General features: G+C 67.7%; 23 protein-coding genes and 2 riboswitches. Of the genes, 20 read left to right on the forward strand and 3 right to left on the reverse strand.

Features of this window, described 5'->3' with window-relative positions; genetic code table 11:
* Positions 1-7 precede the first annotated feature (7 nt).
* From AC1DKN_RS19265 to rox, 4 genes are all read left to right on the forward strand, one after another.
* Positions 8-442, forward strand: a complete 435-nt coding sequence (locus AC1DKN_RS19265) for a flagellar hook assembly protein FlgD (RefSeq protein ID WP_018775811.1) — start codon at positions 8-10, stop codon at positions 440-442.
* Between the two features lie 31 nt (positions 443-473).
* The gene (locus AC1DKN_RS19270) at positions 474-1,640 is read left to right on the forward strand and encodes a flagellar hook protein FlgE (RefSeq protein WP_028277079.1); all 1,167 of its coding nucleotides are present in this window, start codon (positions 474-476) and stop codon (positions 1,638-1,640) included.
* Positions 1,641-1,814: 174 nt separating this feature from the next.
* A complete protein-coding gene (locus AC1DKN_RS19275; protein ID WP_223914319.1) occupies positions 1,815-2,279 on the forward strand; it encodes a phage tail protein in 465 nt (154 codons plus the stop codon).
* Positions 2,280-2,358: 79 nt separating this feature from the next.
* Positions 2,359-3,819, forward strand: a complete 1,461-nt coding sequence (gene rox / locus AC1DKN_RS19280) for a rifampin monooxygenase (protein ID WP_476872231.1) — start codon at positions 2,359-2,361, stop codon at positions 3,817-3,819.
* Positions 3,820-3,833: 14 nt separating this feature from the next.
* Here rox and AC1DKN_RS19285 read toward each other — a convergent pair whose 3' ends face one another.
* Complete coding sequence (locus tag AC1DKN_RS19285; protein WP_476857546.1) at positions 3,834-5,000, reverse strand: cytochrome P450; 1,167 nt, start codon at positions 4,998-5,000, stop codon at positions 3,834-3,836.
* Between the two features lie 285 nt (positions 5,001-5,285).
* Here AC1DKN_RS19285 and AC1DKN_RS19290 point away from each other — a divergent pair, with 285 nt between their 5' ends.
* The 13 genes from AC1DKN_RS19290 to AC1DKN_RS19350 all read left to right on the forward strand — a co-directional run bounded on the left by AC1DKN_RS19290 (position 5,286) and on the right by AC1DKN_RS19350 (position 16,186).
* The gene (locus tag AC1DKN_RS19290) at positions 5,286-5,588 is read left to right on the forward strand and encodes a flagellar FlbD family protein (protein WP_018775806.1); all 303 of its coding nucleotides are present in this window, start codon (positions 5,286-5,288) and stop codon (positions 5,586-5,588) included.
* 2 nt (positions 5,589-5,590) lie between these two features.
* Positions 5,591-6,400 (forward strand): motility protein A, encoded by an 810-nt coding sequence (locus AC1DKN_RS19295; RefSeq protein WP_028277084.1) that lies wholly within the window; start codon positions 5,591-5,593, stop codon positions 6,398-6,400.
* Complete coding sequence (locus AC1DKN_RS19300) at positions 6,397-7,221, forward strand: OmpA/MotB family protein (protein WP_079555607.1); 825 nt, start codon at positions 6,397-6,399, stop codon at positions 7,219-7,221. The genes AC1DKN_RS19295 and AC1DKN_RS19300 overlap by 4 nt, the downstream gene beginning before the upstream one ends.
* Positions 7,222-7,343: 122 nt before the next feature.
* On the forward strand, positions 7,344-8,240 hold the full coding sequence (locus AC1DKN_RS19305; RefSeq protein ID WP_223914317.1) for a flagellar motor switch protein FliM: 897 nt from the start codon (positions 7,344-7,346) through the stop codon (positions 8,238-8,240).
* Positions 8,237-8,959 (forward strand): flagellar motor switch protein FliN, encoded by a 723-nt coding sequence (gene fliN, locus AC1DKN_RS19310; protein WP_028277087.1) that lies wholly within the window; start codon positions 8,237-8,239, stop codon positions 8,957-8,959. Before AC1DKN_RS19305 ends, fliN begins: the two co-directional genes overlap by 4 nt.
* Complete coding sequence (gene fliO / locus AC1DKN_RS19315; protein WP_476851541.1) at positions 8,960-9,586, forward strand: flagellar biosynthetic protein FliO; 627 nt, start codon at positions 8,960-8,962, stop codon at positions 9,584-9,586.
* Positions 9,583-10,449: a flagellar type III secretion system pore protein FliP gene (fliP, locus tag AC1DKN_RS19320; protein WP_476872221.1), complete on the forward strand. Its 867-nt coding sequence runs from the start codon at positions 9,583-9,585 to the stop codon at positions 10,447-10,449. Before fliO ends, fliP begins: the two co-directional genes overlap by 4 nt.
* Complete coding sequence (gene fliQ, locus AC1DKN_RS19325) at positions 10,446-10,721, forward strand: flagellar biosynthesis protein FliQ (RefSeq protein ID WP_079555610.1); 276 nt, start codon at positions 10,446-10,448, stop codon at positions 10,719-10,721. The genes fliP and fliQ overlap by 4 nt, the downstream gene beginning before the upstream one ends.
* Position 10,722: 1 nt before the next feature.
* Positions 10,723-11,481 (forward strand): flagellar biosynthetic protein FliR, encoded by a 759-nt coding sequence (locus AC1DKN_RS19330; RefSeq protein ID WP_476872222.1) that lies wholly within the window; start codon positions 10,723-10,725, stop codon positions 11,479-11,481.
* Positions 11,481-12,569, forward strand: coding sequence for an EscU/YscU/HrcU family type III secretion system export apparatus switch protein (locus AC1DKN_RS19335; RefSeq protein WP_476872223.1), 1,089 nt, complete (start codon positions 11,481-11,483; stop codon positions 12,567-12,569). Before AC1DKN_RS19330 ends, AC1DKN_RS19335 begins: the two co-directional genes overlap by 1 nt.
* 73 nt (positions 12,570-12,642) lie before the next feature.
* Positions 12,643-14,691 (forward strand): flagellar biosynthesis protein FlhA, encoded by a 2,049-nt coding sequence (locus tag AC1DKN_RS19340; RefSeq protein WP_476851538.1) that lies wholly within the window; start codon positions 12,643-12,645, stop codon positions 14,689-14,691.
* Positions 14,669-15,928 carry a hypothetical protein gene (locus AC1DKN_RS19345; protein WP_476872224.1) on the forward strand — a complete coding sequence of 420 codons (1,260 nt, stop codon included), beginning with the start codon at positions 14,669-14,671 and terminating at the stop codon, positions 15,926-15,928. Before AC1DKN_RS19340 ends, AC1DKN_RS19345 begins: the two co-directional genes overlap by 23 nt.
* A gap of 9 nt (positions 15,929-15,937) precedes the next feature.
* Positions 15,938-16,186, forward strand: a complete 249-nt coding sequence (locus AC1DKN_RS19350) for a carbon storage regulator (RefSeq protein ID WP_026538957.1) — start codon at positions 15,938-15,940, stop codon at positions 16,184-16,186.
* 14 nt (positions 16,187-16,200) lie between these two features.
* Here AC1DKN_RS19350 and flgN read toward each other — a convergent pair whose 3' ends face one another.
* Entirely contained in the window at positions 16,201-16,716 is a 516-nt protein-coding gene (gene flgN, locus AC1DKN_RS19355; RefSeq protein WP_476857540.1) for a flagellar export chaperone FlgN, read from the reverse strand.
* Between the two features lie 244 nt (positions 16,717-16,960).
* Here flgN and AC1DKN_RS19360 point away from each other — a divergent pair, with 244 nt between their 5' ends.
* Positions 16,961-17,779 (forward strand): sigma-70 family RNA polymerase sigma factor, encoded by an 819-nt coding sequence (locus AC1DKN_RS19360; protein ID WP_026538956.1) that lies wholly within the window; start codon positions 16,961-16,963, stop codon positions 17,777-17,779.
* 166 nt (positions 17,780-17,945) lie between these two features.
* Positions 17,946-18,425, forward strand: coding sequence for a Dps family protein (locus AC1DKN_RS19365; protein ID WP_028275324.1), 480 nt, complete (start codon positions 17,946-17,948; stop codon positions 18,423-18,425).
* 136 nt (positions 18,426-18,561) lie between these two features.
* Here AC1DKN_RS19365 and AC1DKN_RS19370 read toward each other — a convergent pair whose 3' ends face one another.
* Complete coding sequence (locus AC1DKN_RS19370) at positions 18,562-20,148, reverse strand: MFS transporter (RefSeq protein ID WP_476872225.1); 1,587 nt, start codon at positions 20,146-20,148, stop codon at positions 18,562-18,564.
* A 67-nt stretch (positions 20,149-20,215) separates the two neighbouring features.
* On the opposite strand from AC1DKN_RS19370, the gene AC1DKN_RS19375 reads away from it, so the two are divergent.
* Positions 20,216-20,755 carry a TetR/AcrR family transcriptional regulator gene (locus AC1DKN_RS19375; RefSeq protein ID WP_079555622.1) on the forward strand — a complete coding sequence of 180 codons (540 nt, stop codon included), beginning with the start codon at positions 20,216-20,218 and terminating at the stop codon, positions 20,753-20,755.
* A 250-nt stretch (positions 20,756-21,005) separates the two neighbouring features.
* Positions 21,006-21,104, forward strand: a riboswitch (glycine riboswitch).
* Between the two features lies 1 nt (position 21,105).
* Positions 21,106-21,220, forward strand: a riboswitch (glycine riboswitch).
* Positions 21,221-21,225: the final 5 nt, after the last annotated feature.

Consider the following 21,225-nt stretch of genomic DNA (forward strand, 5'->3'; position numbering starts at 1 on the left):
GCGACTTATGACGATTCAGCCGATCGCATCCCAGCCGGTAACGGCGGCGGGGGAGGCCACCCAGGCCTCTGCCGTGCGGACACCCTCGCAGACCATGGATGCCAACGTGTTCATGTCCCTGCTCGTGACGCAGCTCAAGAACCAGAACCCGAGCGCGCCCATGGACACCAACCAGATGATGAGCCAGACCCTTCAGCTCTCCATGATGGAAAAAATGACCGAACTGACCACCAACAGCAAGGAGGGCTTCTCCCTCCAGATGCGGACGGCGGCAGCCCAGCTGATCGGACACTCGGTCGGCTACACCCTCGCGGACGGCACCACCGGGACCGGCGTCGCCAGTTCCGTCAGCTATGCGGGATCGGTTCCGTCCGTCACGATCGGCGACCTTTCCGTTCCCCTCGACTCCATCACCGGGCTTACCGCTCCGGCCGCTTCCTAACCAGTTCTTCACCCGTAGAAAGGCAGTTCCCATGCTCCGCTCGCTGTACTCCGGAATCTCGGGCCTCCGCGCCCACCAGACCATGCTGGACGTTACTGGCAACAACATCGCCAACGTCAACACCGCAGGCTTCAAGGCCTCCTCCACCCAGTTCCAGGACACCCTGTCCCAGCTGCAGCAGGGCGCCACCGGCCCGCAGGCCGCGACGGGCGGCAGCAACCCCGCCCAGATCGGCCTGGGCGTCCGGGTTGCCGGCGTCACCACCAACTTCTCCCAGGGCTCATCGCAGAGCACCGGCCGGGCCACCGACCTGATGATTTCCGGTGACGGCTTCTTCGTCACCAGCAAGGGCGGCAGCCAGCTCTTCACCCGCGCCGGCGCGTTCAGCCCGGACGCAGCCAACCAGCTGGTAAGCCCCGACGGCGGCATCCTCCAGGGCTGGACCGCCACCAACGGTGTGATCAACGCGGGTGGCCCCGTGGGCGACATTACGCTGAACCCCAACACCATGGTGGCCAAGAAGACCGACTCGGTGACGCTGGACGGAAACCTGCCCAGCGACGCCGTCGACGGCACCAAGTTGGACCGTCTCGTCAAGGTTTACGACGCCGCCGGCACCGAACGCAGTGTGTCAATGACCTTCACCAAGGCCGGAAGCACCTGGAACATCGCGGCCGACGACAACGGCACCACAGCCACCGGGTCTGTGACCTACACGAACGGCAAGCCCACCGCCGGCGGCAACGTCACCGTCAACGGCATCACCATCGATGTCTCCAAGGTTTCCGGCTACGCCGCCATGAGCTCGCTGACCGTCAGCGGCCAGAACGGTGCCCCCGTCGGCAAGCTCGAGTCCTACACGCTGGGCAGCGACGGCTCCCTGGTCGGGTCGTTCAGCAACGGCATCAAGCAGGTCCTCGCCAAGATCGCCCTCGCCAAGTTCACCAACCCGGGCGGCCTGGAGAAGGCCGGCGGCTCCTCCTACGTCGCAACCGGAAACTCCGGCGGCGTGCAGCTCGGTGCTGCGGGCGACCCCGGCCTTGGCACCCTGACCGGCGGCTCGTTGGAAATGTCGAACGTGGACCTGTCCCAGGAATTCACCAACCTGATCGTTGCGCAGCGCGGTTTCCAGGCCAACGCCCGCATCATCACCACCTCGGATGAGGTTCTCCAGGAACTGACCCAGCTCAAGCGCTAATGAGCGGAATCATGCTTGTCCCTTAAGGATTCGGGGGACAGCTTCGGGTTCCCGGTATTGCCGGACCCGGAGCTGTCTCCCCGGATCACACCCTCAGGGGGCGTTTGCGTTCCGGCGTCCGGCAGCACGTCGTCGCGTTAGCATTGGTCCCAACACGTCTGTCCAGGAGGGCACATGCCGTACATCGTTGACTTCGAGACCGTTTCTACCGTCGGCTTGGAATCATCCCCCGTCTCCGAGGCCCTCGCCGGGTTGCGCGCCAACGAGGCCCGCTATTACCGGAATAAGTACGGCCACGCCTTCACCGTGAGCCCCGCGGGCGAAGTTCCTGACGTGGTTGACCGGGTGAGCCGCATCCTCCGGGACGAACGCGAGATCGTGATCGGCTCCCGCCCGCTGGAGGCGACCGCCTTCGAAGTCGACGGTTTGCGGATGGCCTATGTTTTTTACGAGTCGGGGCTGTCGGTCAACGTCATGTACAGCATCGAGGACGGCGGGAAGCGAGCGGTGGGGTTCAAACTTGCCGACGGCATGGAAGTTCCGGAGGAATTGGCGCCGCGCTTCAAGTTCGCCCGCCAAAAGTCGAAGCTGGCGGGCGTTATTCGCGGCTCCTACTTCGTGATCAAGGGCGAGTACTGATCGGGCTCACCCCCGCATTTCAGGGTGCGGGACGCAGCCGGGCAATCCGGGAAGTGAGTTCCTGGGATTGGGGTTCCATATTTTCGACGTGATCATTAGCGGCGGCGGCCCGACGGGGATGATGCTGGCCAGCGAGTTGCGGCTGCACGACGTGGACGTGCTCGTGCTGGAGAGGGACGCGGAGCCGAGCCAGGCGGTCCGTTCGCTCGGCCTGCACCCGCGCAGCATCGAGATCATGGACCAGCGCGGGCTGCTGGACCGGTTCCTCGCCCACGGGCAACAGTATCCCGGCGGCGTGGGTCGCTTCGCCGGGATCGACAAGCCCCGGCCGGTGAACCTGGACACCGCACACGGCTACGTCCTTGGCATCCCCCAGCCGGTCACCGATCGCCTGCTGGCCGAGCGCGCCGGTGAGCTCGGCGCCCAGATCCGCCGCGGCTGCGAGGTGGCAGGGGTCGAGCAGGACGAGGACGCGGTGAGCGTCGAACTCGCTGACGGCACACGGCTGCGCTCGCGCTGGCTGGTCGGCTGCGACGGCGGACGCAGCCTGGTGCGCAGACTGCTCGGCATCGGCTTCCCCGGCGAGCCGGCCAAGACCGAGTGGCTCCTGGGCGAGGTGAAGGTGACCGCGGCGCCGGACCAGCTGGCCGCGGTGGCCGAGGAGGTGCGCAAGACCCACAAGGGGTTCGGCATCGGCCCCGCCGGAAACGGCCTGTACCGCGCCGTCGTGCCCGCGGCGGCCGTGGCCGAGGACCGCTCGGTCCCGCCGACGCTGGAGGAGTTCCGGACGCAGCTGCGGGCGTTCGCAGGCACCGACTTCGGCGTCCACTCACCACGCTCCCTGTCCCGTTTCAGCGACGCCACCCGGCTTGCCGAGCAATACCGGGTGGGCCGCATTCTGCTCGCCGGCGATGCGGCGCACGTCCACCCGCCACTGGGAGGGCAGGGACTGAACCTCGGCATCCAGGACGCCTTCAACCTCGGCTGGAAGCTCGCCGCCGAGGTCAAAGGGTGGGCGCCGGACGGGCTGCTGGACAGTTATTACGACGAGCGTCACCCGGTCGCCGAAGGCGTGCTGACCATCACCCGCGCCCAGAGCGAGCTGCTGTCCACCGAGCCCGGCCCGCAGGCCGTGCGGCGGCTGCTGAGCGAGCTGATGGACTTCGAGGACGTCAGCCGTTTCCTGGCCGAGAAGATTACCGCGATCGGGGTCCGCTACGACTTCGGCGAAGGACCCGAGCTGCTCGGCAGGCGACTGCGCGACATTCCTCTGTCGCGGGGCCGTCTCTACGAACTCACCCGCAAAGGCCGCGGGCTCCTGCTGGACCAGACCGGCGAACTCTCCGTGGCAGGATGGGCGGACCGGATCGACCACGTCGCGGACACCAGCGGGGAACTGGACGCGCCCGCGGTCCTGCTCCGGCCGGACGGCCACGTCGCATGGATCGGCGACGACCAGGACGACCTGCTCCGCCACCTGCCGACATGGTTCGGGGCCGCCCTCGAGGCCACCGGAGACGGTCACGATCGCCGCCCCTGACGCCGTGCCCGCCGTCAGGCAGCCTGCCAGGTCACGGGAAGCTGTTTCGCCCCGTAGACGATCATGCTTTCCATCCGCTCCAACTGCGCGTCGGGGTCCACAGCAAGCCCCGGCAGCCGTGAGAGCACGGCCTCCAGCGCGATCCTGGCCTCCAGCCGCGCCAGGGGCGCCCCCAGACAGAAATGGATGCCCTGCCCGAAGGCGAGGTGACGGTTGGGTGAGCGTTCGACGTCGAACTCGTCCGGGCTCGGGAACTGCTCCCCGTCGCGGTTCGCCGAGCCGATCCAGGCAATGATCGGCGAGCCTGCCGGGATGGTGCGGCCGCGCACGGTCGTGTCGACGGCTGAGAGCCGGTACATGGACTGGACGGGGGAGCGGTAGCGCAGCACCTCTTCGATGGCGTGCGGGAGCAGGGCAGGCTCGGCGACGAGGCGTTCCGCCGTGCCCGGCGATTCGGTGAAGCACAGCACCGCATTGCCGATCAGGTTGGTGGTGGTCTCGTTTCCCGCCACGAGCAACAGGCTGCAGAATCCCAGCAACTCGATGGGACTGAGCTTCTGCCCGTCGATCTCGGCCGCGAGGAGCGCGCTGATCAAATCATTGCCCGGCCGGTGCCGCCGCTCCTCGATCATGGCCATGAAGTACTCCGCCATTTCCCGGTTGGCTGCCGTGTGGACGGAATCGTCGGCGCCCGGGCGGGTCTGGCTCACGATCACGTCGGACCACAGCTTGAACCGGTCCCGGTCAGAGGCCGGAATGCCCATGAGTTCGGCGATCACGATCACCGGAAGCGGATAGGCGAGCTGTTCGATCAGGTCCGTGGCGCCGCCGGCCACCACCGGCTCCAGCAACTCGCCGGTCAGTTCCGAGATGCGCGGGGCGAGCGCTTCGACTGCCCGCGGTGTGAACGCCTGCGTCACGAGCGAACGCAACTGGCGGTGCCGCGGCGGGTCCGTGTTGACCAGGCTGGCGGCGAAGAGCTGGCCCGTTTCGGAGGGGTTGTCCCCGCCCATCCGGGAAGAAAAAGTGGCGTGCTCGGACAGGACCCGCTGCACGTCGTCGTAGCGGAACACGTGCCAGACGCCCGTGTCCGGGTCCTGGAAAACGGGTTCACTGTCCCGCATGGCTGCGTAGCGGGGAAACGGGTTCAACGGCTGCTCAAAATCCGGAAATGACGCCATGGCTGGCCTTCCTGATGAGGCGGGCGGCCGTCGTTTCCTGGCACTGGGCCAACTGCACGGGACGAACTGCGGTGGAGCAGACGTCCAACGGGGCGGGCCGGGTGGCCCCGTCAGATCCCACCCTAATACCGCGGGGCGGCCTTGGCACGGGGAATGTTGCTGCGCCGGCCGCCCCCGGGCACCGGCACGTTGACAAGGCGCCTGACGACGGCGCCTAACGAAGGGGCCCCGGCTGCCGACAGTACGGAGGAGAACACCCTTCCCCTCACAGAGCAGAATCGGCCCATGATCGTCGTCACACGCCTCAACGGAACGCGCTTCGCGGTCAATCCGGACCTCATTGAACGCATCCACGAGAGCCCGGATACGCACTTGGTGACACTCGACGGCGCCGCCTACGTGGTGCTCGAAAGCCTCGCCGAGGTGGTCGAGCTCATCGCAGAGTACCGGGCTTACATCCTGAGCAAAGCCCGGGACTTTCCGGCCATCACCGGCTATCCCCTCAGCCTGGTCCGGACTGAAGACCCGGACGACGACCCCTACGACGACGGCGCCGGTCCCACGGCGCCCGCGCAACCCAGAAAGTAACGATGGATCCCGCAACAGTCATCGGACTGCTCCTCGCCTTTGGCTCCGTTATCGCCATGGTGTCGCTCGAGGGCGCCAGCCTGTCGGCGTTGCTCCTCCCGGCCCCCATGATCCTGGTCTTCGGCGCCACGCTCGCCGTCGGGATCGCCGGAAACACCCTCAAAGACGTCGTCCAGGCCTTCAAAGCCCTCCCCAAGATGTTCCTCGGCAAAACCGCCAAGCCGCAGGAAAGCATTGACCAGATGGTCCGCTTCGCCGAAAAGGCGCGCAGCGAGGGCCTGCTTTCCCTGGAAGAGGAAGCGGCCAGCGTCAAGGACCCCTTCCTTGCCCGTGCCCTGCAGAACATCGCCGACGGCACCGACGCCGAGGACCTCCGGATGCTCATGGAGGACGAGATCGACTCCAAGTCCCGGAGCGATCACGCCAACTCCAAATTCTTCGCGAGTCTCGGCGGCTATGCCCCCACCGTGGGCATCATCGGCACCGTGGTATCCCTGACCCACGTCCTGGAAAACCTCTCCACCCCGGACCACCTCGGCCCGATGATCGCGGCAGCCTTCGTCGCCACCCTGTGGGGCCTGCTGTCCGCCAACTTCATCTGGCTTCCCTTCAGCGCCCGGATGGCCCGGCTCTCGGAACTGGACATCGAACGGATGACGCTGCTCATGGAAGGCATGCTGTCGGTTCAGTCCGGTGCCCAGCCGCTTCTGCTGGCCGAACGGCTCCGCGCCATGGTCCCCGAGCACCAGCTCAAGAGCTCCGGCAAGAAGGCCGGCGCTGACAAGTCCGACAGGATGGACGAGGCAGCGTGAGCCCGAGGCGGCGCGGGCGGAAGAAGCCGGAAGAACACCACGTCGACGAACGCTGGATGGCGTCCTACATGGACATGGTCACCGTGCTGATGTGCATGTTCATCGTCCTCTTCGCGATGTCCACGGTGGACGCCAACAAGTTTGAAAAGCTCCGCAACTCCCTGGCCACGGGATTCGGCGCAGTCGCGACGGAAACGGTGGATACGGCGTCGGGCACAGTGGTGCCGCCGGAACTCGTGAAAGAGGACCTCGAGGCGTTCGCCGCCGTCAAGGGCGCGGCCACCGCATCCCCCGAGAATATGGCTGAAGCGATCAAGGAAGTGGACAAACTCAAGGCGCTGCAGCAGAAAATGCAGGCCGGCCTGGCGGCAGCCGGGCTGAGCGAGAACGTCGAGTTCCAGATCGACCAGCGCGGCCTGACGGTCAAGCTCGTCGGATCGCAGGCTTTCTTCGAACCTGACCGGCCCGAGCTTACCTCCCGGGCCTCCCGGGTGCTGCAGGTCATCTCACCGGTCCTCAAACCGGCCGGCATGGAAATCATGGTCGAAGGCCACGCCGCGAACGGCATCACGGCCTACCCCTCGACGTGGGAACTGTCCTCGGCGCGCGCCGTCAATGTCCTGCGGTACATGGTGGACCGCGGCGGCATAGCCCCCGGCACGATCGGTGCCGTCGCGTTCGGTTCTGCCCGCCAGGTCAACGACGACTCCACGCCGGCGCTCATGGAGCGAAACCGCCGGGTGGACATCGTGGTCATTTCCGACAAGCCCGACGTCGTCCGGGCACTGATTCCGGAGGCCTTGAAACTCAGCGAGAAGTAGCCGTTCGGGGCTACGGCGGATCGCCTGGGTTCTTTGCCGGAGTTTTGCCTGTATTTTTGCCTCTGTGTTTTGCCTAAGGCGTTCTGCTTACGCCACGAGTTCCCATGCCGATAGTGGCAACCGTGAGTGTTCTGGATGAGCGGGAAGTGGCACGGGAGCGGACCGTCAGCGTCTATGACTTCCGCCGTCCTGCGACGCTCGCGCGCGAACACAGCCGGGTGCTGGAGCTCGCCTTCGAAACCTTCGCCCGCCAGTGGGGCACCCAGCTCACCGCCAAGGTCCGTGTCAAGTCCGTGGTGCGCCTGGAAGACGTCAGCATGCTCAGCTACGACGAGTACGCCGCCTCGCTGCCCGCCGTCACCGCCATGGTCCTGTGCACCGTGGAGGCGCACGATTCCAAGCTCGTGGTGCAGTTCCCCGGCCCGGCCGCCCTCGGCTGGGTCAACCGCATGCTCGGCGCCACCAACGATTCGCCCATGCCGGACCGCAAGTTCACCCAGATCGAGCAGGCGCTGATCAAGGGCCTGATGGACGAGGCCCTCGAAGACCTCGGCTATTCCCTGGGCCCGCTGCTCAGCGAGGCCGTCCGGGTGGACACCATCCAATACAACTCCCAGTTCGCCCAGGCCGCCGCACCCAGCGAACTGATGATCGTTGCCTCCTTCACCATGAGCGTCGGCGACGTCAACGCGCCCGCCACCCTGGCCGTTCCGGCCGGAATCCTGCTGGGACGGCTCAAGAAGGTCAACCCGACCGACTCCCGCGAAGACGCGGCCGCCCGCGTCAGCGCCCAACTGGAGCAGGTCCCGGTGGAACTGTCCGTACGGCTCTCGACGTCGTTCGTTACCCCGAGCCAGGTCCTGGGTCTCGCCGTCGGTGACGTCCTGACACTGCCGCACCTGGAGAACCGGCCCTTTGACCTCACCCTGGACGGAACCCGGCTGGCCACTGCCGCCCCGGCCCGCAACGGCTCCCGCGCGGCCGCAGTAATTGTCACAATCGAGGAGAACCAACGATGAGCATCACCCTGACCAAGCACGAAATGTCGGCGGAACGGCTCGTCGAGGAGCTCCCGAGCCCGGTGGCCCTGAAGGTTGTCGCGCTGGTGCCTGCCCGGTCCGCGGCGGCCTACGCCCGGCAGGCGGTCACGGCGACCTTCGTCGGCGCGGTGACCGCCGACCTCGCCCTCATGCTCAGCGACCGCACCTTCCTTGACGAGGCCGCCGGCGCGGGGTCCCAGCTGGGCCACGTCTCCGTGACCGACGTGCTGCGCCCCGCGATGGAAAGCGCCAGCTCAGTCTTTGGGGCCGGTGTCCTGTCCGACCTGCGTGAATCCGACGTCTCAGGGCTCCTCTCGGATCCCGACACGGCCGTCTTTGAACTCTCCGACGGCAGCAACGCTGCGGCCTGGTTCGCCGTCCGGCTCCGCGAACACAGCAACAGCCAGGAACGCGGCGGGGACCTGTTCGCCGGCGGGGACACCGTGGCCGGCCGGCTCGGCCGGATCAACAACATTGAAATGGCCCTGACCGTGGAGATCGGACGCACCCGGATGTCGGTCCGGGACGTCCTGTCGCTGGAACCGGGCAAGATCATCGAACTGGACCGCTCCGCCGGCGCCCCGGCCGACGTCCTGCTCAACGGCCGCCTGATCGCGCACGGCGAAGTCGTGGTCCTCGACCAGGACTACGCGGTGCGGATCACCCGGATCCTCGACGTGGCCGAGGGGCTCAGCTGAATGGACGCACTGATCCTCGGGCTGCGGGTAGTCGTGGCCTTGGGCGCGGTGCTTGGCCTCATGTGGTTCCTGCAGCACCGGCTGGGCAAGGGCACCGGACGGCGCCGGGCTGACCGCGCCTTGACCATCGTCAGCCGGCAGAGCCTCGGACAAAAAGCCTCCGTGGTGGTGGTCGACGCCGCCGGGCAGCGCTTCCTCCTGGGCGTCACCGAGCACGCCGTCAACGTCCTGCACACCGGGGACATTCCGCCCGAACCCGAAGAAGTCGCGGTCCCCGGCACCAGCCGCGGCCTGGGCGATTTCGCCCGGATCCTCGCTGACGCCAGCCCGCTCGCCGGCAACCACTTCAGCAGCCAGCCGGCCATGCCGGCAGGTGATGCCGCCGCTGACGGCGACGATTTTGCGGACGGTGTCGACGCCGACGATTTCGCCGACGGTCAGAACGGTGTCCGGGAGTTGCCGCCGTCCCGCCGCAGCTCCCTTCACCGCGGCTCCGCGGCCCGCGGCCACGCCGGCCGCGTCAGCGCCGGCGGCGGGTCGGCCCATCCGCCGCTGCACGGCTCCATCCTGTCCGGCTCCACCTGGAAGCAGGCTGCCGCCGCGCTCAGGAGCGGACGCCGCAATTGATCTTCCCGCTCCCCACCAGCACCACCCGCCCGCGACCAGCTGGCGCAAGACCCCTCAGGCTCCTGGCCCTGGGGCTCGCCGCCGTGCTCTTTGCCGTCCTCCTGCTGTGGCTCAACGCCTCGGCAGGCCACGCCGCACCCATCGACCCTGTTGCGCCGGTGCCCCCGGCCGACCCTGCCAATCCCGACGGCGGGAACATCAACATCCAGATCAACGGGATGGACGGGAAACCTTCCTCCGCTGTCCTGACCCTGATCAGCATCACCCTCTTGGCCGTTGCGCCCTCGCTGTTGCTGATGATGACGTCCTTCACCAAGATCTTTGTGGTCCTGGCAATGACCCGCAACGCGCTGTCCCTGCCCTCCATCCCGCCGAACCAGGTCCTGGCCGGGCTGGCTCTGTTCCTCTCGATCTTTGTGATGTGGCCCGTCATCAACGAGATGAACACCCTCGGCGTCCAGCCCTACCTCAACGGCACACTGGACTTCAACGGTGCCGTCAGCGCCGCATCGGGTCCGCTGCAGCACTTCATGCTCGCCCACACGCGCGAGGAGGACATCGCCCTGATGTCCCGTGCCGCCGGAGCCGAGAACCCGGCCACGCCTGAGGCCGTGCCGCTGCAGACCCTCATCCCGGCGTTCATGATCTCCGAACTCCGTGCCGCGTTCATCATCGGCTTCGTCATCTTCATCCCGTTCCTCGTGATTGACCTCGTGGTGTCCGCGGCCCTGATGTCCATGGGCATGATGATGCTCCCGCCCGTCATGATCTCGCTGCCCTTCAAGATCCTGCTCTTCGTGCTCGTGGACGGCTGGGGCCTGATCATCACCGCGCTCATCCAGAGCTATGCGGGTTCAGGATGAACGCCAACGCGGTCCTGGACATCTGCCTCCAGGCCATGATCGTGGCCGCCAAGCTCTCCGCGCCCGTGCTGGTCACGGCGCTGGTGGTGGGCCTGGCCATCTCCCTGCTGCAGTCCATCACGCAGCTGCAGGAAGCCACGCTGTCCTTCGTGCCGAAGGCTGCCGCGGTGGCCGTGGCCCTGATTGTCTGCGGACACTGGATGATCTCGGAGATGGTGGGCTTCACCAACGACCTCTTCGCGAAGATTCCGTCCCTGCTCGGAGGCCTGTGAGGTGGGCATCCCCATCGACCCGGCCTGGCTTGAAGTCCTGCTGCTGGCTACGGTCCGGATGACCGCCTTCCTGGTCGTGGCACCGCCCTTCTCGCACCACGCCATTCCGGGGCGCGTCAAAGCCATGCTGGGGCTGGGCCTGGGCCTGGCGGTGACGCAGCGCCTGGCCGGCGGCTACATGCCCCGGGACACCGCCGGGTTCGTCACCGGTGTGGTCCTGGAGCTCGTCACCGGGCTGGTCCTGGGCTTCCTGGTCCTCGTCATCTTTTCCGCCATCCAGTCCGCCGGCAGCCTGATCGACCTTTTCAGCGGGTTCCAGATGGCCCAGGCCTACGACCCCCAAATGATGGTCAACGGCGCACAGTTCACCCGTCTCCTGCAAATGGCGGCGCTGGCCCTGCTCTTCGCCTCCGACGGCTACCAGCTCGTCATCACCGGCCTCACCGGCAGCTTTGCCGCCCTGCCGCTGGCCGGGGGGATCGACCTGGCCCAGCCGGTGCAGGCCATGATCGCGGCGGTGTCCGGCATGTTCCTTGCCGCCGTGCAGATCGCCGGCCCCCTCTTGGTGGTCCTGTTCCTTGCCGACGTCGGGCTCGGCCTGCTGACCCGCGTGGCCCCGGCGCTGAATGCCTTCTCCCTCGGCTTCCCGCTGAAGATCCTGCTCACCCTGACGCTGGCCGGCTTCATGTTCCTGGCCCTGCCCCGACTCGTTTCCAGCCTCGCCGGGCAGGCCGCCAAAGCCGTACTGGGGGTGGGCTGATGGCGGATTCACAGGAAAAGACCGAGCAAGCCACCGAGAAACGAATGCGGGAGGTCCGCTCCAAGGGCCAGCTGTCCCGTTCCCAGGACCTCACCGCCTGGCTCGGCGTCGGCGCCGCCGCGCTGATGCTGCCCAGCACGGTGGACCGGGCCGCCAACGCCGCCACGGACCAGCTCTTCAGCATCCGCGGGATCGTGTCCGCCCCGGACCCCGGCAAAGCCGTCCGGGCGCTGGAAGCCGGCTTCGCGTCCATCGCCGGGATCGTCGGACCCCTGCTGGTTGTCGTATTCCTGGCCGTCCTCGCCGGCTCGGCCCTCCAGGGCGGTGTCCACCTGAAGAAATTCAGGCTCGAATTCGAACACTTCAACCTGCTCGCCGGGATCAAGCGGCTGTTCGGCGCGCAGGCCGTGTGGGGCGGCCTCAAGGCGCTGCTCAAGGCAAGCGTCGTGGGGCTGGTGCTCTACACCGTCGTGCAGGGACTGGTTCCGGTGCTGCTGACCGCCGGCGGACTGCCCGTCGCCGGGGTAGTGCAGGCCGCCGCCGGCGGGATAGCCGCCCTGGTCCAGTTCGCGGTGGCCGCCGGCATCGTGCTGGCCGCGGCCGACTTCTTCGTCGTGATGCGGCGCAACCGCAAGAAGACGCGGATGTCCAAGAAGGAAATCCAGGACGAAAACAAGAACAGCGAGGGCGATCCGCTGATCCGGTCCCAACGCCGGGCGCGCCAGATGGCTATGAGCCGCAACCGCATGATCGCGGCGATCGGGGACGCCGACGTCGTCCTGGTCAACCCCACGCACGTGGCGGTGGCCCTGAAATACGAGCCCGGAAAATCCGCACCCCGCGTCGTTGCCAAGGGCGCCGGCCACGTGGCTGCGAGGATCAGGGAAGAAGCCGAGGAAAAGAACGTGCCCATGGTCCAGGACATCCCGCTGGCCAGGGCCCTCCACGGGGCCTGTGAGCTGGGGGACGAGATCCCGGTGGACTTCTACCGGGCGGTGGCCGGCGTCCTCGCGTTCGTCATGGCACTCAAGGCCCGGGGCGCCGCCGCCGGGATGCACCGCATGACCACCACGGTGGCCACCGTATGAAACACGGCAGGCTCCACAGCGTGCAACACGGCACGAAATCTTCGGGAATCAGCGTCTGTGAAAGGACAGCACCATGAACAACAGGCTGAACCGGCTGGTGGTGCCCATCGGCATCGTGGGGATCGTGCTCCTGCTGGTGGTTCCCGTTCCCGCGCCGCTGCTCGACTTCCTCATCGTCTGCAACATCCTGCTGGCACTGCTGGTCCTGCTGACCAGCATGTTCGTCAAGAAACCGCTGGATTTCTCGGTGTTCCCGTCCCTGCTGCTGGTGGCCACGCTGTTCCGGCTCGGCCTCAACGTCGCCTCAACCCGCCTGGTCCTGGGCAACGGATACGCCGGGCAGGTCATTGAAGCCTTCGGCAAGGTGACGGTCGGCGGCTCCATGATCATCGGCGCCGTCGTGTTCCTCATCCTCGTGGTGATCCAGTTCGTCGTGGTCACCAAGGGCGCCGAGCGCGTGGCCGAGGTGGGCGCGCGCTTCACCCTCGACGCCATGCCCGGCAAGCAGATGGCGATCGACGCCGACCTCAACGCCGGCCTCCTCACCGACACCCAGGCCCGGGAGCGGCGGGCCGAAGTCTCTGCCGAGGCCGACTTCTACGGTGCCATGGACGGCGCCTCGAAGTTCGTCAAGGGCGACGCCATCGCGGGCATCATCATTATCATCATCAACTTCGTCGGCGGCATCGCCATCGGCATGGTCCAGCGCGGCCTGGAAATCGGCGACGCCCTGAACACCTACGGCCTGCTGACCATGGGCGACGGGCTCGTCACCCAGATCCCGGCACTGCTCATGGCCGTCTCCACCGGCATGATCGTGACCCGGTCCAACGCCGAGTCCGACATGGGGCGGACGGCCTCCACCCAGCTGCTGCAGTCACCGAACGCCCTCATGATCGCCGGCGTCGCCGCCGTCGCCATGGCACTGATCCCCGGTATGCCCCCGATTCCGTTCGTCGTCGTAGGCGCCGGCCTGTTCATCGCCTCCCGCCGGACCGCGGCAAGCCAACAGCTGGCGGAAACGGCCCGGGAGGCTGAGTCGACCGCGCTGAACTTCCCGGAACAGGATCCGAACGAGAAACTGCTGGAAGACATGCGCATCCACCCCGTGGAGATCCTGCTCGCACCTGACCTCGTGGATATGGTCTCCGGCGCCTCCGATGACCTCCTGGCCCGGGTCCGGTCCCTGCGGCACAAGATCGCCATGGAACTTGGCCTGGTCATCCCGCCGGTGCGCACCCGGGACAGTGTAGACCTGCCGCCGGCGACCTACGCCATCCGGATTGCCGGCGTGGAAGCCGGCCGCGGCACGGCCCCCAGCGGCCAGATGCTCGCCCTGGGCGAGAACCTGGACTCGCTCCCGGGCCCGGCGATGATCGAACCCGTGTTTGGGCTCGCCGGGAAATGGATTCCGGGGGAGATGCGCCACAACGCCGAAATGACAGGTGCCACAGTGATCGACCGGGTCTCCGTCCTGGTCACCCACCTGTCCTCGATCGTCGCGGCGAACGCTGCCCGGCTGCTGTCCCGCGAGGACGTCCGGGTGCTGACCGAGGGCGTGCGCAAGCAGAGCCCCTCCGCCGTCGACGAACTGACCCCGGCCCTGCTATCCCTCGCCGAGCTGCAGCGCGTCCTCCAGGGCCTGCTGGATGAGCAGGTGCCCATCAACGACCTCGCCCGGATCTACGAGGCCCTCACGCTCCGCGCCAAGATTTCCACGGATCCGGAATCGCTCGTGGAAGCCGCCCGGCAGGCCCTGGGCCCCGCCCTCACGGCCAAGTTCATGGACGGCGAGGTGCTCAACGTCATCATGATCGACCCCGTCCTGGAACAACACATGCTCGAGGACATGCGGCCCGCGGAGGGCGGCAGCCAGATCGTCATGGGGCAGGAACGGCTCGACGCCGTCCTGCGCTCGGTGCGGTCCGCCGTCGACGCCGCGGCCGCCGCCAACCGCCAGGCCGTGCTTGTCTGTGCACCCGCGCTCCGGCCCGCCATCTACCGCCTCGTCGGGGCGCAGCCGGGATCCGTGCCCGTGTTGTCCTACCGCGAGGTGACCTCCGCCAACGTCCGGATCGAAACAGTAGGAGTGGTGCGCCATGCCGAACCGCTATCGGCTTAAGGGAGCCTCGCTCGAGGAAATCCGCCGCAAGGCGGAACAGCTGTACGGTCCGGCGGCCCGGATCGTGTCCGCCGAACGCGTCAGCAGCCCCGGAATCGCCGGCCTCTTCGCCCAGGACCGCTACGAGGCCATGATCGAGCTCCAGTCCAAACACGAGGTCGTCACCGGCGAGGTAGTGCCTGACGCCGACATCCTGGCCGGGGCCGATTCCGGCCCGGCGACTGGTGGTCCCGCCGGGGAGACCACCGCCGGGGAGACCACCGCCGGGGCGGCTTCCGCGGGCACTGTTCCGGGCACCGTTCCGGGCGCCGGGACCCCCGCCGGGAAGTACGACGCCGGAGCCGCGGCGGCAGCACCGGCCCCGCCGGCGGCCCGGACCGCAGCGCAGGCGGGCCCGGCCGGAGGGCCGGCACGGCCCGCCGCCCCGACCCATCACCTGCAGGGCGCCGCCATCGCCGCACTCCTGGAGGAGGCGGACGCCGCCGAGCTGAGCCTGCACCGGCCCGCTCCTGCCGGTGTGTCCACCGAATCGCGGGACTTCGCCGAGCTGCTGGAACAGCTCGGTACCGGGCTCCGGACCCCCACAGATCCGCCCGCCGCAGCGCCCGCCGCCGACGTCGGGAGCCCCGCGCACCCGGCGGCGGCCGTTGCCGGCGCCGTCGTGCACCCGTCCGCCGTCGCGCCGGGCAACGCTGCGGGTGCCCCGGCTCCGGGTCCGCTGACCGGCGTCGGCGATCTCGTGCTCCTGATCGGGCTGGGGGAGGACGCGATGGATACCGCCCTGGCCATGTCCATGGCCTCCGGAGGTGCCGATGTGCGCACCGCCGGTGAGCTCTCCGCCTATGGCCACCTGCACGTCGACGGACGCCAAAGTGCCACGGCCGCGCGCGCCCATGCCGTGGTGACGGAGCGCACCGTCCTGGTGGCGTTCGGACTGGGCAAAGCCCGCAACGCCCTGGCCCGGGTGCCGTCCGTGGCGGCGCTCTCCGCCGACCAGGTCTGGGTTGTGGTCGATGCCGGACGCAAGCACGAGGACACGGCGCGTTGGGTCGGCGTGCTGTCCGCCCAGCTCAACGTGACCGCGGTAGCGGTGGTCGGCGCCTCGGAGACCGGGTCGCCTGAAAGCGTCAATGGCCTGGGACTGCCCGTGGGCTGGATCGACGGGCGCCCCGCCGGGCCCGAACCGACATGGCAGAACCGGCGGGAATCGTACGATGCTCCCCGGACTGAAGGGTAGATTGAGAGGATGCTGGTACTTACACGCAAGCCGGGCGAACAGATCATGATCGGCGACGGCATCGTCATCACTGTTCTGGAAGGCCGCGGCGACGGTGTTCGGATAGGCATTGAGGCGCCCCGCGGTGTGCCGATCCAGCGCCGGGAAGTCATCGAAGCCATCGCGGCGGCGAACCTCGCGGCGGCGGAAGCGGGCCCGGACGCCGAGGAAGCGCTGCGCGGCCTCATGCCGCCGCGCGCCACTCCCGCCGACGGCTGAGGACCCGCACCGGATCAGACATGGTCCCCGCCGAGATACTGGGCCAGGAGCGGCTGGGCTGAACGCCGGAGCACGGCGAGGGACCGCTCCAGGTTTCCTCCCATGGTCAGCTGGTCCAGAAGCCCGGCCGTACCCGCCGGGCCGGCGCGTCCCGGCATCGGGAGGCTCCGCAGCGCGTCCTCATTCACGCTGGAAGCCTCGCCCAGCCGGGCCAGGAGTGCGTGCAGGGCGTCCAGATGCTCGCGCAGGATCTCGGGCCATGGCCCGGCGGGCGCGGCCGCAATCAGTTCGACGAGCGTGGTCTGTGCCGGCAGGCCCCATTGGGCCGCCACGGCAGCGGACTCGACGCTCCGGGCCAGGGCTTCGAAGCGCAGGCGGTCCAGCACGGTTTCAATCTCGGAGGCCATGAAGCTCAGCCATTCCAGATTCCCGGCCACGACGTGCAGGCGCTGCGTTTCCAGCCTGAAGAGGAGTAGCTCCAGCTGCCGCCGCTCCTGCCACAGTGCCGCGGAGAGATCACTTGCGCTCATGTGCCCCATTCTCTTTCCGCCCCGTGAATCACAGCTTCGGGGCGGTCACCGCATTTTTCGCACAGCTTTTCCCTGAGGGTACACGCAGATCTTGGAACAGGTGATAGGTTTCCTCCATGGGTGCTGCGCCCTACTTGCGAACGCTGACTCCAATGGGGGGGAGCACCGGTCGGTTTTGGGTGCGGCTCTCGGCGTTTTAAGGGTCGAGGACCCTTCGGATCCGGTCTCATGGGGGGACACAGTATTGAATCGCGTGGAACGCAACGAGATGGTCACGCAGCACCTTCCGCTGGTGGGGTATCTCGTCTCAGATTTGTGCTCGAAGGCGTCACACCTTTCTCGCGATGACTTGGCGTCAGCCGGCGCTATTGCCCTGATTACCTCGGCCGATTCGTTCGATCCAGGCCTCGGGGTGCCGTTCGGCGCTTTCGCGCGCCGGCGCATCCTTGGCGCCTTCGCAGACGAGATGCGGGCCAGCGACTGGGCCACCCGATCCGCCCGCCGCCGGATCAAGGAAACCATGTCCGTGCAGGAAACCCTGGCGTCCGCCCTGGGCCGCACCCCCACAGTGGACGAGATCGCCTCTGCCCTGGGCGTCCAGCAGAGCGTTGTGGAGGCCGCGCTCGCGGATGCCTCGCGCACATTGACGCCCCTCGACGAGGCCGTGGTGGACACCCTGGCCGCCGAAACCCTCACCCCGGAACACTCCGTGCTCGCGGACGAACGGCTCCAGTACCTTCGGGCCGCCGTGAAATCCCTTCCGGAACGGATGCGCTACGTGGTGGAGGAGATCTATTTCGGAGACCGCACGGTCAAAGACCTGGCCGCGGAACTCGGATCCACGCACGCAGCGGTGTCCCAGCAGCGTTCGGAAGCCATCCGGCTCATGCGCGACGGCCTGAGCGCCCACTACGCCGACGACCCCGAGCAGCCGTTCCAGCCCCAGTCCAGGATTACCCCGAGGCGGCGCAACGACTACCTCACCCAGCTGTCCGAATCCACCTCCGGCGGCATCACACGGGCCGTGTTCCCGCGTGGGCCCATCCTCAACGAGGCCGTCTAAACCGCCCCCAAAACGGTTAGTAAGCCGACTTAGTAAGCTGACCGAGAAATTCCTCCCAGAAGCATCGCGGCCCGGCGCCGCGCTGCGGTAGCGTCGGAAGCATCGGCCGGGGTGCCAGCAATGGCATGCGCGGCCCGCACGGCACCGGTTCTATCGAGGAGGATTCATGAAAGCATCACCAACATTGACGACCAACCTGCAGGCAGTACTGGTGGACCTGATCGAACTCCACGTTCAGGGCAAGCAGGCACACTGGAACATCGTCGGGACCAACTTCAGGGACCTTCACCTCCAGCTGGATGAAATCATCGACGCCGCCCGGGGATTCGCGGATGACCTTGCCGAGCGCATGCGTGCCCTCCACGCCCTCCCGGACGGCCGAAGCTCCACGGTTTCCAAGTCCACCGCACTGGCCGAGTTCCCGAAGGGCCTGATCAACACGAAGGACGCCATCGAGCGGATTGTCGCCGCGCTTGAGGCGGCCGTCGGCACCATGCGCAAGGTCCATGACGAAGTGGACGAGGAAGATCCCACCACCGCGGATCTGCTGCACGAGTTCATCGCCAAGTTTGAGCAGTACGCCTGGATGGTGAATGCCGAGACCATGCGGGCCACCGCCAGCGTGACCACCCCGGACAGTAAGTAGGGACCGGCTCCCACCAGCCCCCCAAGAAACAGCAGCGTCCGGCGCCGGGAGGATACCCGGCGCCGGACGCTGCTGTTTATGGGCTGGAACCCCTTCGTGCTGACGACGGCGTGACGCTGACGGCGGCCGCTGAGCCCTATTGGGCCTTCGGCACCGACCGCAGGACGACGGCGGCCAGGACGCAGGCCCCGGACATCAGGACCAGTGCAATGGACGCAGTGACGTGCACGCCCGAGTCGAAGGCGGTGCGCGCGGCCGCCGTCACCGCCTCGGCCAGGGGCGCCGGAAGCATCCGGGCCAGATCCACAGCGCCGGCCAGGGTTTCACCGGCCTGGCTGGTGGCCGCCGCCGGGGCGAGTTCGGACACGCCCGCGGGAAGCCGGAGGTTGCCCTGGTAGGAGGCCGTCAGGATTGAGCCGAGAATCGCCGTACCCAGCAGGGACCCCACTTCGTAGCCCGTCTCGGAGATAGCGGCGGCTGCCCCTGCCTTGTCGGCGGGCGCCGCACCCAGGATCAGGTCATTGGAGATCGTCTCCGCGGCCCCCACCCCCAGGCAGAGCACCAGCAGGGCGGCAAGGAGCAGCGACGGGCCCTGGCTGTGGTCGCCGAATGCCACCACGAAATAGCCCGCCGCGCTCAGCAGCAGGCCGCCGGCCACCACAAAGCCGGGCCGCACCTTGCGCACCAGCGGGACCACGAGCAGCCCCGCTACAACCGTGGCGATGAGGGCCGGGACCATGGCGACGCCGGAGGCCGAGGGGGACTGGCCCTCCAGCAGCTGCAGGTGCTGGGCCAGGAAGAGAATGAAGCCGTTGAAGGAGAACAGTGCCAGGACGTTGGCCACAATGGCCGTACTGAAGATCCGGTTGCCAAACAGGCTGACGTCGAGCATCGGCGCGGTGCTGTGGTCTGTCCTGTGGATACGGGCAAGCGCGCGTTGCCGCCGGATGAACACATAGCCCATGAGCAGGCCGGTTCCGATACTCGCGAAGGCCTCGGGAGCCGGCCCGTGGGTGGCAAGGGCTTTGATCCCGTAGACCACCGGCACCATGACCAGCAGGGACAGGGCAATGCTGGGCACGTCCACCCGGCCCGGCTTCGGATCGCGGGATTCCGGGATCAGCGCCGGCCCGAGCAGCAGCAGCGGCAGGATGATCGGCACCGCGACCAGCAGGACGGCGCCCCACCAGAAGTTTTCCACCAGCCAGCCGCCGACAATCGGGCCGAGGGCGGCGCCGCCGGAGAAGCCGGCGGCCCAGATCGCCACCGCCAGCCTGCGCCGGTTGGGCTGCGGAAAGATGTTCCGGATCAGCGACAGCGTGGATGGCATCAGCATGGCGCCGAACAGGCCAAGCCCGGCGCGGCCGGCGATCAGCCATTCCGCACTCGGCGCGAACGCCGTCACGGCGGACACCGCGGCAAAGCCTGCGCTGCCCACGAACAGCAGCCGGCGCCGGCCGATCCTGTCGCCCAGGGAACCCATCGCGACCAGGAGTCCGGCCAAGACCAGGGGATAGGCATCGACGATCCAGAGCAGTTCGACGCCGGAGGCGGTCAGGCTGCTGGCGATGGCCGGCAGGGCGAACGTGAGCGCGGTGTTGTCCACGGCCACGAGCAGGACGGGGAACATCAGCAGGGCCAGCGCCACCCAGTCACGCCACGGTGCCCGGGGCCCGGTGGCCGCAGGAGTGCTGGTGGCTACGGTGATCGATGAAATGCTCATAAGGATAACTGTACCGTCTGGACGGTACAGTTAAGAAATGCGCTCGCGGACAGGCATGATGGGAGGCATGCCCAGGAAACCCGTCGCCCGCGAGGCCGTCCTCGATGCCTTCGAATCCCTGCTCATCGAAGTCGGTGAACGCGCCGCGACGCTGGACGCCGTCGCGCGCCGGGCCGGCGTCTCCAAGGGCGGCCTGCTCTACCATTTTCCGACGAAAGAGGCCATGATCGCGGTCCTGCTGGAACGGCTGGACCGGCTCCTGGCTGCCGATGTTGCGGCCATGGCGGCAGCCCCGGAAGGGGCGGCGGCGTACTTCATCAAGTCCTCGGTGTGGGCGGACACGCCCATGGACCGGGTCTTCGTGGCGGCCACGCGGCTCGCCGAGGTGGCACACGGGGAAACGCTCCGCCGCTTCGCCGCCGGCCAGGCGAGCTGGCTGGAACTGCTGGCGGCCGACGTCGGGCCCGCCATGGCGAAGGCCGTCCTGTGCATGGGGGACGGGCTGTACTTCAACGCCATGCTGGCGCGGGGTCCCGGCGGGCCGCCGCCGGAAGTCGAGGCGGACGTCCAGAGCCTCCTGGCCGCCGTCGAGCGCCTGCGCGGCTGAAGCCCACACCCACCCCCTCCGACCCTCTACTCCCCGCCGAATTCGCCGGAAGCGTTCGAGTACGCCGGAAAGTTGCGGCGACTCCGGGGCTTTCCGGCGAATTCGCGCCGCCGGATTCGCCGCCGGGTGGCTCGTGGCCCGTAACCTGGGTCCGCCGCCGGGAGGGAGTTTGCGGACGCGCGCCCGGCATAGGACAATGAGAGCTGTGACTGTAGTCACCCCCGATTGAACACCTAATTAAATACGCCTTTGATCTGCGGCGGGAGAGTCCTGCAAGTAGGTACAAGCAGGCGCCGTAGGAGCAAACCCTCCCCAGGAATCTCTCAGGCCCATGTACCGCCGCGGCAAGGCATCTCTGGAAAGTAGCAGGCGTGTCCCGGACATGCTGTGCTCACCGACGGTGCAAGCGGAGCCCTGAAACGCGGGCTGCGCGGAAACTCTCAGGTCCAATACAGAGCGGGGAGGAACCC

This window comes from Arthrobacter sp. 01N444 (genome assembly GCF_056399305.1).